Here is a 13,633-nt window from a genome sequence, read left to right as displayed (position 1 = left end):
AATTTAAAAAAGATGGCGACATGGATTTGGGATAAACCAAAAATGGCATAAAAATTGACCCCGGAGGGGTCAGTTTGAATACAAAACTACAGTAAAAAAGGGTCATAATTAGAAAAAGGCACCCGAATGTGAACATTCGGAATGCCTTTTGTCTACAATCTGACAGGCCTTAGCTCGCTAAAGCCTGTTTTTTATTTATATTTCCCTTCGCAATGCTTTTAGTACATCCACTTTGACAGCCCTTTGTGCCGGACGCAGGCCAGACAGGATGGTTACACCATAGCAGATGATGATGCAAATAATCGGTAAAACGACCGGTATGTCACTAAAAATCAACTTCGTTGAAGATGCTTGCTCGCCAAATGCCTGATTGATAATTAGCGGCAGCAGTAAATTAACCGCAAAGCTAATCAAATAAGAAATAATCGTTCCGATTAAAGCACCCACGATGCCGATATAGCTGCTCTCGAGCAAGAAAATTTTCTTAATGGTTTTTGGATTAGCGCCGATTGCTTTCATAATGCCAATATCGGGCGCTCTCTCGGTTACAGCCATTGTCATTGTATTATAAATGCCAATCGAGGCAATAATAATAGCAATGGTGCCAATAAAGATAAGGCCTGCTTTGACGATCATAAAGACTAGATTGACTTCTTTTAATTCATTCACGACCGAATAAGTAAAGTAGCCATTTTCCTTTAATTGGTCGACAATCCCTTGGACTGATTCCATATTTTTCGCAAAAATGGTCACCTCGTCATAAGTATCATCGGTTTCGCTCAAGTCTTCTGTTGCAGGACTGTTCGGATCAAGCAGCAATCCCCTAGATGTACTGGTAAACTCCTCGATCTCCTTCAATAACACATTTGAAATAAATACATTTTGATCTATCATCCATTCCTTGGTTGGTTTACTAGCAATTCCGACGACTGTTAAAGGAATCCTTTTTTCCTCCAACTCACCATTCTTATACTGTTTTACCGACAGTTCTACCTTTTCACCCAATAGTTTTCCTTTGTATGAGTACTCAGATTTTATTTGTCCTGTTTCGTCATATAGCTCCCCATTTGCATTCTTTAATGCTAGGTTTAGAGGAAAATTATATCCGACCACAATCTCATCCTTTGAGGCAGGCAGCCGGCCTTCTGACAATTCAAAACCAGCCTTCGTTTCATCCGAAAAATCCGTAACGAATGTTTGAGCCCCTTCTTGATAATCCCCTATCGAATAAACGCTTTCCTGCTGCAAGTTTTTTCTGCTCGTAACGGCCTTCACGTCTTTAATTGATTTAAAATATTGAACGTCCTCCACTTTAACAGGACGAACATTGCCTTTTGACTCTAATTCTTTGCCATGTACATCAATTTGAGTAATCACCCTGCGTTCAGTAATTTCTTTAACAACTGATTTTTGCAAGCCAAAGCCTACGGAAGCCAATACGATTAGAAAGGCACAGCCTATCGCGGTGGCCAATATGGTCATCATTACCCGCGTTTTATTTTTCTTCATATTTTGCCGCACAAAACGGAATTGGTCCTTTAGCTTCATACCAATACCTCCTCCACTATCATGCCGTCTATTAATTCAATCTTTCGGTCTCCAATATCAGCCACTTTGTCATCATGGGTTATAATTAGGAATGTAATCCCCAAATCCCGATTCAGTTGCTTTATAAACTTAAGCAAATCCTCTTCTGTCTCACTATCAAGACTGCCCGTCGGTTCATCTGCCAATATCACTGGTGGATTGACGATTAATGCCCTGGCAATGCTCACCCGTTGCTGCTGGCCACCCGATAATTCACTTGGATAATGATCCTGATAATCCAGTAAGCCCACTCTGTCCATCATTTCTTCTGTTTGTTGTTTTCTGTCGTTCTCATTCAATCCTTTTAAAATCAATGGCAGCTCCACATTTTGAAAAGCTGTCATACTTGGAATCAATTGAAAGCTTTGAAAAATGAATCCAAGATTGTTAATTCGGAAATCGGCAAACTTCGCTTCATTCAAGTCTGTTACTTTTTCATTGGCAATCCAAATCTCGCCTTCCTTTGGGCGAATAAACCCGCTTATTAAGTTGAGAAGTGTGGATTTCCCAGAGCCGCTTCGGCCTACGATCGTGACAATTTCCCCTCGGTTAACGGAAAGAGAAATATTCCTAAGTACGGGTACAATCGTTTGTCTCCCTTTCTTTCCGATTACAAATTCATGACTTAAATTGTTTATTTTAATCATCCTGTAATTCCTCCTGCTCCCTTGCTTACAACCTATTAGACGAATCAATCCGGCCCAACCCCTACAGTTTTAATAAAAAATTTGTTGATTAATACAATCTTGGTAATATTTTTACATTGTGGGTAAAATAGGTGAAACAATAGGTTTTATTGGTCTTTTTCAGATAGAAAATTTATAATAAAAAAATCAACCATTCCTAAGAAGGCAAGGAGATACAATGGAGAAACTACGACCAGTATGGGAAATGTTTGTCCGATTCTGGAAAAAGCGGCATTTAACACAAATCTTACTATTAATTATTCTTGTCGTCGTCTTGACGGCCATTATTTATTTTGCATGGCTGGCAACACGGGCAAATGTCCAATCGTTAAAAGAAGGACTAAGCCAGCCTACTGTTATTTATGATAAAGACGGCGAGGTTGCATCTAATGTGGCAACAAACCGGACAAAAGGCGTAACAATTGAAAATCTTCCGAAGTACGTGCCAAATGCTGTAGTGGCTATTGAAGATGAGCGTTTTTACGAACATAATGGCTTTGATATCAAAGGCATAGCCCGCGCATTTTTTGGTAACATATTCGCTGGAAGAATCACCGGCGGCGGCAGCACACTCACCCAGCAGCTTGCCAAAAATGCGTTGCTTTCACCAGAGCGGACCTATAAACGAAAAGCAGAAGAATTATTTCTAGCAGTCAAAATTGAAAAAGTGTATACAAAAAATGAAATTTTGCAGATGTATGTGAATCAAGTTTATTTTGGCGGCGGCGCTTGGGGAATCGGGAACGCGTCCAAAAAATATTTTAATAAAGATATTGAAGATGTAACGATTAGCCAGGCAGCACTATTAGCAGGTCTGCTTCACGCCCCTGACTATCTTAACCCATTCAAAAATTACGACGAAGCCATCCAGCGGCGAAATGTAGTTTTAGCTAAAATGAAGGAACTGAACATGATCACTGCTGCCGAATACAAGCAGGCGAAGGCCGAAAAAATTACCCTTCATGATGGCGGCGGCAGCAATGTGGAACGGAAATATCCCTATTATGTGGATGCCATCCTAAATGAAGCTGAGTCTAAATACGGGCTGACACAAGACGAAATCATGACCCGGGGTTACCGGATTTATACGGAATTGGACCAGAACCTGCAAACCGGGCTTGAAAAGGTTTATGCCAATAAATCATTGTTTCCAAAAGGGATGGGCGGCGAACTGGTCCAAAGTGGTTCGGTGTTAATGGACCCGGCAAGCGGCGGTGTCCGTGCGCTCGTTGGCGGGCGCGGTGAACATGTATTCCGCGGCTTTAACCGGGCAACCCAATTGAAGGCTCAGCCGGGTTCATCGATTAAACCTCTGGCCGTGTATACCCCCGCATTAGAGGAAGGGTACGACTATGATTCAGAACTGGTAGATGAACCAATTTCTTTCGGGAATTACAAACCGGAAAATTTTACCAAGACCTTTCAAGGCAAGGTTCCGATGTATAAGGCACTGGAAGAATCGTTAAATGTCCCGGCGGTTTGGCTGTTAAACGAAATAGGTTTAGATAAAGGCCTGGACTCATTGAAACGTTTTGGCATACCGGTTGAAAAAGAAGATGAAAACCTGGCCATTGCGTTGGGCGGTATGAGCAAAGGCGTCTCCCCGATGCAAATGGCTAATGCCTTTTCCGTCTTTCCTAACGGGGGTAAACGTTACGACAGCCATTTGATTACGAAAATTGTCGGGCCAACGGGCAATGTCATTGCGGAACATGAGGCAAAGGCGACCAAGGTGACATCTAAAAAAGTGACAAACGAAATAACCTCGATGCTGTTAAATGTTGTCGAAACGGGTACTGGTAAACGAGCTCAAATTCCCGGCGTGTCATTGGCCGGAAAAACTGGTTCTACGCAGCTGCCATTCAGCGGGTTCAGCGGTACAAAAGATCAATGGATGGTTGGTTACACCCCAAATCTTGTCGGTTCCATATGGATTGGTTATGACCAGACAGATCAGCAACATTACTTGCCGAGCTCCAGTTCATCAAATGTGGTTCCGATTTTTAAAGAAATCATGAGGACATCCGTTCAATATCTGCCAGAGGATGAATTTGAAGTGGTATCAGTGAATGCCAGGCTCGCAGGCGAAGCAAACCCTGGAAAAAGTGTAAAAGACCAGGCGGAGGAAATTAGTAAAGAACTGAAGCAAAATGCGGATAAAATTGGCTCTGTCATCAAAGAAAATGCCCCTGGATGGAAGGCAAAATTAGACCAAACAATGGATCAGGTTGGCGAAGCGGTGGATACACTGATTGGAAAACTGAGGAATATACAAAAATAGCACGCCATCAAGGCGTGCTATTTTACCATTGTTAATGGATGAAACAATTTTTCTGCCAACTTCTTAACCTGTTCTTCCTGATAGATTGAAAACACAACAATAAAGCAGGTGGCCGGTCCTGAAGACTTCAATATGTCCACATCCGTTGCAACCATATCCTCTGTCATGGTTTGGGCGGGAAACATCTGTCCTAGTTCATATAATATTCCCTTTGAGCCCACCGGCCATGTAATTACATCCGGTAACAAACTCACTGCTTGAAACAAGGACAGAGGGGCAACCTGCTCCTTCTGTTCAACTACTTCGTTTCCCACTAACGGCAAACCAATGACAGCTAGCTTTAGGTCTTCGCAATCATTCATTTTTTTTATATTGTTGCATGACTTTTTCCCAATTACCACTACTCCAACAGCCGATTGCAATAAAGGAAAATTACTTTCCGTACTACCTGTTATCGGGACATCTTTTAGACCTAATTCATCTAATCCTGTTTGTATCCCCTTTTCTAGCTCCGTCCAAGGATCATTACCGCAAAAATTATGGACCACCACTGAAATAATCTCCCCGCCTGCTGCTATGCATTCCATACTCGCCGTACGAAAAGCATAATAAGCAACCGTCTCGTAAGGAACATGAACATGATCATTCACCTTCATGCCAATTCCACCGCTATTATCACTAGCGACGATTAAACACTCTCCCCCGCCAATAGGTAGGATAACAGCGTTTCTCATTGCTTAAACCCCCTGGCAATGAATCTATTCGAAACAAGACGAGGGGTGAGAACCAAAGCAATGGCGGTATTTAGAATGGATCCGACGAAAAGTGACGGCACCATTCCGATAAAAAAACCAAAATTCATTAAAAATATAAATGGCACAGGAGCTATCAGGGCATTTCCCAGCACAAACACCCCGCCGGCTAATAGTTTGTGCCTTTTATAAAGTTCCCCATAAATCCAAACAAGAACTGCCATTTCACCGGCAATCAAGAAATGCAGGGGACCTAAAGGAAAACCCCCCAGCATCGCGGATAGCAGATGTCCCAATGCACCAACAACTGCTCCAGCGCCTCCCCCTAAGATGGCTGCTGCCAAGAGAGCAGGAAATGCATCTAATGCCACACTTCCAATGAGCGCAGGCACCTTAATCATGGCGCCTGCTGCGGACAAGGCGGTAAACAGCGCCAGTCCACTGATGATTTTCCCTCTATTTCTCATCCTTCCGCTTCCCATCCCTAAACACCTTGGCACTGCGGACATATTCTACATCCTTAACATTGAGGCGAAAGTTGATGACTCTGGCCAGTGCAAAGAAGTAGTCTGACAGTCGATTTAAGTATTGCAACGCAAGCTCTGGTGTTTCCGGGTCTGCTTTCATTAATTTGACCACTAACCGCTCCGCTCTTCTCGTTACCGTCCTGGCTATATGGATGGAGGCAGCAGGTTTGGTTCCTCCTGGTAAAATAAACCGTTCGAGCTCAGGTGCTTCTTTGATGAATTCATCAATTCTTGTTTCTAAATAATCAATTGATTCCTGCTGAAGCTTTAGTTGCCGCTTTTCTGTGATATTGGCAAGGTCGCCTCCACAGTCAAATAACTCATGCTGAATCTTTTCTAAATCATCCAGCACATCCTTAAAAAGTTCCGGCTTCAGTTCCGTAATCGCCTGACCGACAAAGCAGTTCACCTCATCCACAGTTCCATAAGCCTCGACCCTTGTATCATCTTTGTCGACTCTCCCGCCGATAATGCTCGTTTTACCTTTGTCTCCCGTTCTTGTATAAAGTCTCATACTATCATTCCTCCTTTTATCGTCTGGTTAATCCCATACCAGATTACATCCACTTTATCTGCCTTCGCGGCCAGGTCTTGAAAGGCCCAGCCGGTAACATCGCGCCAAATCCGGTTTTCCTTTTCAATCGGAACAATCCCTTTGGTCATATCCGTACCAATGAGGATTAATTGGTGATTTTTTGTTTTTTCCCAACGTTCCCAATGAGTTAGGCATCGATTCCAGATTACCCGGCATTGGGCGGCATCATGTTCCTCTGTTAAGCCCTTTATCCAGATCTCAATACCTTCTAATACAATTAAATCCGCAGTTATATCATCTAACTCAACTGGGAGTGGATGGCCTTCATAGGCCGACAGCCAGTTGCTATTCATGATGTTAAAGTTGTTTTTCACCCAGGACCGTTTGCCGTTAAAGGCACCTCCTGTAATAAAGTGCACCGTTCACCCCTCCTTAAACTGTTACGTGTAAAGCTTAATTCAAAACCAAGATGATGCGGTGTGTTCCAACTCCAAAACTCGCGTTCAACCGGAGCAAATGCAGATAACAAATATTTGATGACCCCTCCATGGGTTACCAAAGCACAGCTCTGAAGGTTTTGGTCCATTACTTCCGTGACAATCCTATTCCAGCCGACATTTACCCTTGCCGTGAACTGCCCAAATGACTCCCCATTGGGGGGACCTTTGTGGAATGGATTCGACAGCCAACGTCGATAGGACTCCGCTTCTTTTAGTTCCTCATATGTTTTTCCTTCCCAATCGCCGAAATTCATTTCTCTTAACTCTTTCATTATATGAAAATCCGGTCCGTGAAATAAGCGTTGTGCCGTTAAAACACAACGATCTAAATCGCTGCAAAAATAACTCTCATACTCCTTGGTGGAGAAAAGTTGATCCTCTTCGTATAATGGTGAATTGCTCCAGCCCAGATAAGCCTTTCGTTTATTCGCTTCTGTCAGGCCATGACGAAATAATGCAATAACCACACGGTCATCCATAACACCAACTCCGTCCCTTCTACAGAAGCTCCTAAAACATCGCCGGTAATCCCGCCAAACCATTTGACAGCCTTCCGTCTGCAAAAGAGCAAACACCACCCCGCTGCCACTGCCAGCACACTTGTTAACAAAAATCTGACATCCATTAGTGCAACTGCCATTAGAAAAAGGAACAAATAGATTGGATAAAGCCAAAGGATCCTTGCTTTAGCAGCAGTTTGAAACAGATGGCCGAGCCCTTCTTGTTTAGCAGATGGAACGGTTAATAACAGACCCCCCAAGCCCATTTTGCTCAAAAAAGGAATACTAACAATCATGATTAGTAATAGCGGCTGGACATGGCTTGTTGCTTCATAGATAAATAGAAACCTGCTGCTTAAAAGAATGATTATCGAGAGAACACCAAAAGCGCCTGTCCTAGGGTCCTTCATGATTTCCAGCCTTTTTTCCCGGTCCCGATAGGAAAAATACGCATCACTAGCATCCATCCAGCCATCCAGATGAATGCCTCCCGTAAGCAAGATCGTCACCAACCAAAGCAGGAAAGCGGAAGCCAGATGTGAAAATGGGGTAAACTCAACCATTAAGTAAATGGTAAGGGAGTAAATAATCCCTTGCAGTAATCCCAAAAGTGGGAAAACTCGAATCGTCATTTTCAGATGTTCCGCATCCATCGGAAATGCCTTTGTTATGGGGATCGCTGTAAAAAATTGCACCCCGATCAAAAAACCTCTAATAAATTTCATGTTCGGCTTCTCCATTGGTGAATGATGTCTTTTACTAAATTCCATTTTAGATGGCTTTTTAGCTTTGCTGCAAGGTCATCAAAGCTTTTATCCTTGAAATCCCCGATTGTATTTACTTCTCGTAAAGGTATCCCTTTTCGGCTGCGGATTAAATTTAACCATTGGTTTCTCCATTCATCGTTATGGAATAAATGATGGAAATACGTTCCGATAACCTGTCCTTCTCTGCCGAAATATCCTTCTTCTCTGCCCTCTTCTGTTAACAAGAAAGAAGAACCTGATTGTTTTAAAAACGTTTGTCCCAGATGGATTTCATAACCGTTCAACTTTCCTTCTGCTTGAAGGCCTGTATTGGAATGAAGGTGTGCTTCGACTCTAATGGTTGCTTTTTCTTTTTGAAAAATCGTTTGCGCCGGAATGACACCTAGTCCCCGTACTTTAGTATTCGGAACTCCCGTATCAGAACCTGCTTCATCAATTAACTCTTCTCCGAGTATTTGATAGCCGCCGCAAATGCCAGCTAGGAAGCCGCCGTTTTTCATAATGTCCAAAATACATTGGTCCAGCCCAGTTTCTTTAAGTTTTTTCAAATCAGCAATTGTACTTTTCGTTCCCGGTATAATGACCGCATCCGGCGAGCCAAATTCATCCCGATGTTTGACCCAGCGAACCCTGACATCATCCTCAAATAAAAACGGCTCTAGATCGCTATAATTAGAAATAAACGGAAGATGGATTGCAGCCACATCAATGGCACCTGTTCCAAGTTGAGAAAATTGACGTTGGATTGACAATGAGTCTTCCCCATCCACCATATGATGGTCCATATAAGGAAGCACCCCCAACACTGGAATGCCGGTTCTCTCCTCAAGCCATTTGATCCCATCATCAAATAAGCTGAGATCTCCTCTGAATTTATTGATTATAATCCCGCAAACCCGCTTTCGTTCCTCTGGCTCTAACAGCTCAAGAGTTCCAACTATGCTGGCAAATACTCCGCCGCGGTCAATGTCTGCCACCAGAATAACCGGTACATCGGCCAGTTCCGCCACCTTCATGTTCACGAGCTCGCGTTCCTTGAGATTGATTTCAACAGGACTGCCCGCGCCCTCTAAGACAATTATGTCATAGTCCTTTTCTAATTGCTTCAACGATTCTTTAATGACCTCAATCCCCTTGTCATAAAAGCTGTCACGGTACTCCCTGCCTGAAAGTGTAACGGTGGCTTTCCCTAAATAAACCACCTCCGCAGCTTGATTCGAGCGGGGTTTCAATAAAATCGGGTTCATCCAAACGCTCGCTTCTGTTTTCGCCGCTTCTGCCTGAATTCCTTGGGCTCTGCCAATCTCTTTCCCATCCTTGGTAACATAGGAATTATTGGACATGTTCTGTGATTTGAATGGTGCGGTTTTCAATCCCTCATTGGCAAACATCCGGCAAAGTGCTGTCACGATAAAGCTTTTGCCTGCATCAGAGGATGTGCCCTGAACCATGATTCCTTTCATCCCCTCACCTCTTTCATTAAAATTGGAATCCCAGCTTCAATTAAATAGGCCTGGTCTGCCTCACGAACCATTTGCTGATGCAGCCTCCCCAATAGGCTTCCATATGTATAGACAAGATTATTGCCCGTTAACGGCTCATACAACACTTCGTTGCTTACTAGAATCAATGCTTTGGCACGGCTCTTAATTTGTTTTATTCCCGTTATAATGCTTTCTTCTACTTGTTGCAAAAAGGCAGCATCCCATGTTTGCTTACTTGAAAATAGCTCATTATTTAAAAGAGTAGTGATACAATCTAATAACACAATATCCTGTTGATGAATCTGACGTGCAGCATCCCCAATTTGAGCTGACTTTTCTATGGTTTTCCAAGGCAGCTCCCCTGATTTCCGATCCTGTTTATGTTTTAAAATTCGTTCCTTCATTTCCTCATCAGAAGGTACACCCGTAGCTAAATAAGTTAACTGGCCGCCAGTTTTTGCAGCTAGATACACAGCGAGTTTTTCGGCGAAACTGCTTTTGCCGCTGCGAACTCCTCCAGTTATGAAAACGAGGGATGGGACATGCGCCACTGTTCGAGCACCTCCATCAGCTGATCATTATCCACTTTGCTTTTTATCGCAAAACGAAGCCACTTTCCTTCCAATCCCGGAAAATTAAAGGTATGGCGGGGAATAATTCCCCCCTGCAGAAGATAGCAAAACAGCTCAAATTGATCCTCACAATACGGATCTCTTAAGAGATAAAAATTCACTTTTGATGGGGAAACTTGAAACTCGCAATCTTGATAAAAATAAAACAGTCGCTCACGTTCCTGGCGGATAAACTCTATCGTTTTTCGAACAAATGACTCATCCTCCATACAAAGCAAACCAGCCGACAAGGCAACTGAGTTGATGCTCCAATGGGGCTGCAAGCGGCCAAGTTTTGTTATTACAGACGGAGAAGCAGCTAAATATCCCAGCCGAATGCCTGGAATGGCATACATCTTGGTCATTGAACGAATAATCATTAAATTAGTATATTGGTTTATGTATGGAATAAAAGATTGATAGTCATCTAAAAAATCATAAAAAGCTTCATCCAGAATAACGGTACAATCGTGTTTCTCACATTCCCTAACAATTGGCTCAATCAAGGATGGTGGAAACTGGATACCAGTTGGATTGTTGGGACTGCAGATAAATACAGCATCTACTTTATCCGCTTTTGAAAGAAAATCGTCGAGGCTCCATTCAAAGTCGGGCCCAAACAATTGATAATAGGTTATTTCACACTGATTGGCCTTACAGGCAGTTTCGTACTCCGAGAAAGCTGGCTGGACAATCAGAACTTTTTTCCCCGCTAGCATCCTTCCAATAAGAGCAATCAGCTCGGCTCCACCATTGCCCATCAATAATGAACCAGTTGGAACATCCTCTTTCTCAGAAATGAGTTGTTTTAGTTTCGTTGCAAAGGGGTCCGGATAGGTCAGAATATCTTGATAAAAACGACTCCAGTTTTCTTTAATGGCCACAGGAGGTCCTAGCGGATTAATGTTGGCACTAAAATCAATATACTTCTCCGGAAGATTCAGGCCCAATGCCTCGTAAAGATAATGCGGATTAGAGCCATGTGAAGGCAGTTTCAAGGATTATCCCTCCAATCCATAAAAATAAGATAAATAAAAATACCGTTTTACTCATGATTGCATTTGCCTGAAGGATGTGACCAGCTTGAATTGGCTGCAGCGGGTCACCCATTTTGGCCCGGTCCGATACAACACCCTTATAATAATTAATTCCGCCCAGCTGGATACCAAGTATCGCAGCCATTGCCGCTTCACCCCAACCACTATTCGGACTAGGATGCTTTACCGCATCACGGAACAAAATAGCCCATGTTTTGCTCCGATGACTGCAAGCAGGACGGTTGCCTAATGCCATCATCATCCCTGTAATCCTGCTAGGTACCCAATTCATGACATCATCCCATTTCGCAGATGCCCAGCCAAATTCTTTAAATCTGTCACTGACATGCCCGACCATCGAATCACAAGTATTTGCAGCCCGATATACCATTGCCAATGGAGCTCCGCCAAGCAATGCCCAAAATAGCGGGGCCGTTACCCCGTCACTCGTATTCTCTGCCACCGTTTCAATGGCTCCCCTGGAAATTTCGCCTTCGGCCAAAGTATCTGTATCACGTCCAACTATATAAGAAAGTTTTGTCCGGGCTTTAGCCAAATCACCTTTTATGAGTGGCTGATAAACCGCCATTGATGCTTCCCGTAAACTTTTTTGAGCAATAGTCGAAGCAATCATTACAGCTTCTGCTGCAATCCCCACATAGGGGTGGATCCGATATGCCAACAAAACAATCAGTGCGGCCACCGCTAGTACGGAAACTAATATAACCAGGAGCATGGCAATACCTTTGGTTTTTCTATGGTTCCCTCGATTCCAACGCTTTTCAAGTAAAGCTATGAAAGACCCGATCCATCGTACCGGATGCGGCCAGTTGGGCGGGTCGCCGACCAGCATATCTAGTAGGTAAGCAAGAGTTATAGAGAGTAAGTGATTGACTAACATACCGATTTCCTTTTTTGTGATTTTTGAATGGCTTCCTTTGTACACTGATAAACAGCTTTGCCAATCAGCTTTCCGAGCGGGGTGATGGTTCCGGCAAAATCTAACTTTCTCCCCATTTGCGTCGCCGCAATCAAAACGCTGTCAGTCGAGGTTCCAGTTGCAGTTGTTCCGGTCACACCATCCATCACATTTAAATCAAACATCGCTTTGGTCTTTGCCTCTGTTGCCGTCATGATACTTTGAATAAAGGCCTCATCTGTCAATTCACCGTTCACAAATATCCAAGTATTGATTGTGCCGGGTACCAGTCCATAGGTATGGGCCTCGCCTTTGGATGCATCAATGGCATTCCCCACTCCGGCGGTCACCACAACCACAAGAGAGAATCCTTCACCTTCCAGCCTTTTGACCACTACATCTTCAAGAAACACAGCTGTCATCATCCCAACTGTGTCTATCGGTTCATAGCCGTTCGACCGCAGATATTCCGCCATTTCCTGAATATGATCGTCACAATTATAATTCTTGTCCACATGGCGATTGACAAATGTCCGATGCCAGCCGGTTCCAGAACCGATGACACCAGAGGACATCGTTCGTAAATAGACGGGTGACCTAAGCGTGATCATCTCGGATGAGAGGGACAGCATTGCTTCGTTTATCTCGGCTTCCGGTTTAACAACTGGGATGTCCGGCAGCAAAACCATCTGCGGAGCGGCAACTGTCGGGTGAGGGTGCTGTTGAATACTAGTCTGATAAACCTTTCTTATTCGTTCTTCCTTCAACACTTCCGCCGGGACATGTTGGATATTGATTTTCCCATTTTCCAACAAAAGCAGCCGGTCACAATACAGCCCAGCCAGGTTTAAGTCATGAAAAATCGAAATGACCGTTAATCTATTTTCTGAGGACCATTGTGTTAATTGGTCCAGTAATTCTTTTTGATAGGATAAATCCAAGTGATTGGTCGGCTCATCCAACAATAATATTTCCGGTTCCTGGGCCAGAGCCTGGGCAAGGAATACTCGTTGTTTCTCCCCGCCAGACAGGTCTTGGATGTTTTTATTCTGAAACGCACCGACTCCGACCTGCTCCATCACTCTTTGAACGACTGCTTCGTCTTGCTTGCTCCAGGTTTGAAAGAATCCTGTTTGATGGGCATAGCGCCCTAGGGACACGGTTTCCTTGACAGTATACGAAAAGGACTCTGACGAATGCTGTGAAAGGACAGCCACTTTTTGCGCAAGCTGTTTCGGACTATATTCTTGAAGCCTTTTCCCTCCTATCAAGATCTCTCCTGATTGGTAGGGCAGAACGCCGCTGATCATTTTTAAAAGCGTCGTCTTTCCACTTCCATTTGGACCCAGAATCCCAAACAATTCACCTTTCTCTACTTCAAACGATATGTCCTTTAAAACAACTTCGCCTGAATAACCACCCGAGACATGTTTCAGCTTCAGCATCC

At 43.6% G+C, this 13,633-nt stretch carries 14 protein-coding genes; 1 reads left to right on the top strand and 13 read right to left on the bottom strand.

Going from position 1 to position 13,633, the window contains the following annotated elements; all coding sequences use genetic code 11:
* Nucleotides 1–195: 195 nt before the first annotated feature.
* Entirely contained in the window at nt 196–1,548 is a 1,353-nt protein-coding gene (locus BN2425_RS21250) for an ABC transporter permease (protein WP_042463909.1), read from the bottom strand.
* Nucleotides 1,545–2,234, bottom strand: a complete 690-nt coding sequence (locus BN2425_RS21245) for an ABC transporter ATP-binding protein (protein ID WP_042463907.1) — start codon at nt 2,232–2,234, stop codon at nt 1,545–1,547. Before BN2425_RS21245 ends, BN2425_RS21250 begins: the two co-directional genes overlap by 4 nt.
* A 217-nt stretch (nt 2,235–2,451) precedes the next feature.
* On the opposite strand from BN2425_RS21245, the gene BN2425_RS21240 reads away from it, so the two are divergent.
* Nucleotides 2,452–4,554, top strand: a complete 2,103-nt coding sequence (locus tag BN2425_RS21240) for a transglycosylase domain-containing protein (protein ID WP_042463905.1) — start codon at nt 2,452–2,454, stop codon at nt 4,552–4,554.
* A 17-nt stretch (nt 4,555–4,571) separates the two neighbouring features.
* On the opposite strand, the gene BN2425_RS21235 is transcribed toward BN2425_RS21240, so the two are convergent.
* From BN2425_RS21235 to BN2425_RS21185, 11 genes are read right to left on the bottom strand one after another with little or no spacing between them, the layout of a single operon-like run.
* On the bottom strand, nt 4,572–5,288 hold the full coding sequence (locus BN2425_RS21235) for a hypothetical protein (RefSeq protein ID WP_042463903.1): 717 nt from the start codon (nt 5,286–5,288) through the stop codon (nt 4,572–4,574).
* Nucleotides 5,285–5,773, bottom strand: a complete 489-nt coding sequence (locus BN2425_RS21230) for an ECF transporter S component (protein ID WP_042463901.1) — start codon at nt 5,771–5,773, stop codon at nt 5,285–5,287. Before BN2425_RS21230 ends, BN2425_RS21235 begins: the two co-directional genes overlap by 4 nt.
* A complete protein-coding gene (locus BN2425_RS21225; RefSeq protein ID WP_042463899.1) occupies nt 5,763–6,347 on the bottom strand; it encodes a cob(I)yrinic acid a,c-diamide adenosyltransferase in 585 nt (194 codons plus the stop codon). Before BN2425_RS21225 ends, BN2425_RS21230 begins: the two co-directional genes overlap by 11 nt.
* The gene (locus BN2425_RS21220) at nt 6,344–6,787 is read right to left on the bottom strand and encodes a bifunctional adenosylcobinamide kinase/adenosylcobinamide-phosphate guanylyltransferase (RefSeq protein WP_042463897.1); all 444 of its coding nucleotides are present in this window, start codon (nt 6,785–6,787) and stop codon (nt 6,344–6,346) included. Before BN2425_RS21220 ends, BN2425_RS21225 begins: the two co-directional genes overlap by 4 nt.
* Nucleotides 6,739–7,347, bottom strand: coding sequence for a histidine phosphatase family protein (locus BN2425_RS21215; protein ID WP_042463895.1), 609 nt, complete (start codon nt 7,345–7,347; stop codon nt 6,739–6,741). Before BN2425_RS21215 ends, BN2425_RS21220 begins: the two co-directional genes overlap by 49 nt.
* Nucleotides 7,305–8,093, bottom strand: coding sequence for an adenosylcobinamide-GDP ribazoletransferase (cobS, locus tag BN2425_RS21210; protein WP_042463893.1), 789 nt, complete (start codon nt 8,091–8,093; stop codon nt 7,305–7,307). Before cobS ends, BN2425_RS21215 begins: the two co-directional genes overlap by 43 nt.
* Complete coding sequence (locus tag BN2425_RS21205) at nt 8,090–9,598, bottom strand: cobyric acid synthase (protein ID WP_042463891.1); 1,509 nt, start codon at nt 9,596–9,598, stop codon at nt 8,090–8,092. The genes cobS and BN2425_RS21205 overlap by 4 nt, the downstream gene beginning before the upstream one ends.
* Nucleotides 9,595–10,170 carry a bifunctional adenosylcobinamide kinase/adenosylcobinamide-phosphate guanylyltransferase gene (locus BN2425_RS21200; RefSeq protein ID WP_042463889.1) on the bottom strand — a complete coding sequence of 192 codons (576 nt, stop codon included), beginning with the start codon at nt 10,168–10,170 and terminating at the stop codon, nt 9,595–9,597. The genes BN2425_RS21205 and BN2425_RS21200 overlap by 4 nt, the downstream gene beginning before the upstream one ends.
* Nucleotides 10,140–11,228 carry a threonine-phosphate decarboxylase CobD gene (cobD, locus tag BN2425_RS21195; RefSeq protein ID WP_042463887.1) on the bottom strand — a complete coding sequence of 363 codons (1,089 nt, stop codon included), beginning with the start codon at nt 11,226–11,228 and terminating at the stop codon, nt 10,140–10,142. The genes BN2425_RS21200 and cobD overlap by 31 nt, the downstream gene beginning before the upstream one ends.
* Nucleotides 11,203–12,168, bottom strand: a complete 966-nt coding sequence (gene cbiB / locus BN2425_RS21190; RefSeq protein WP_042463885.1) for an adenosylcobinamide-phosphate synthase CbiB — start codon at nt 12,166–12,168, stop codon at nt 11,203–11,205. The genes cobD and cbiB overlap by 26 nt, the downstream gene beginning before the upstream one ends.
* Nucleotides 12,162–13,631, bottom strand: a complete 1,470-nt coding sequence (locus BN2425_RS21185) for an adenosylcobinamide amidohydrolase (protein WP_042463883.1) — start codon at nt 13,629–13,631, stop codon at nt 12,162–12,164. The genes cbiB and BN2425_RS21185 overlap by 7 nt, the downstream gene beginning before the upstream one ends.
* Nucleotides 13,632–13,633: the final 2 nt, after the last annotated feature.

Origin of the sequence: Neobacillus dielmonensis (genome assembly GCF_000612665.1) — a bacterium.
Taxonomy (GTDB): Bacteria; Bacillota; Bacilli; order Bacillales; family Cytobacillaceae; genus Neobacillus; species Neobacillus dielmonensis.
Note: the sequence above shows the minus strand (reverse complement) of the source record. Positions and strands in the feature narration are given on the sequence as shown.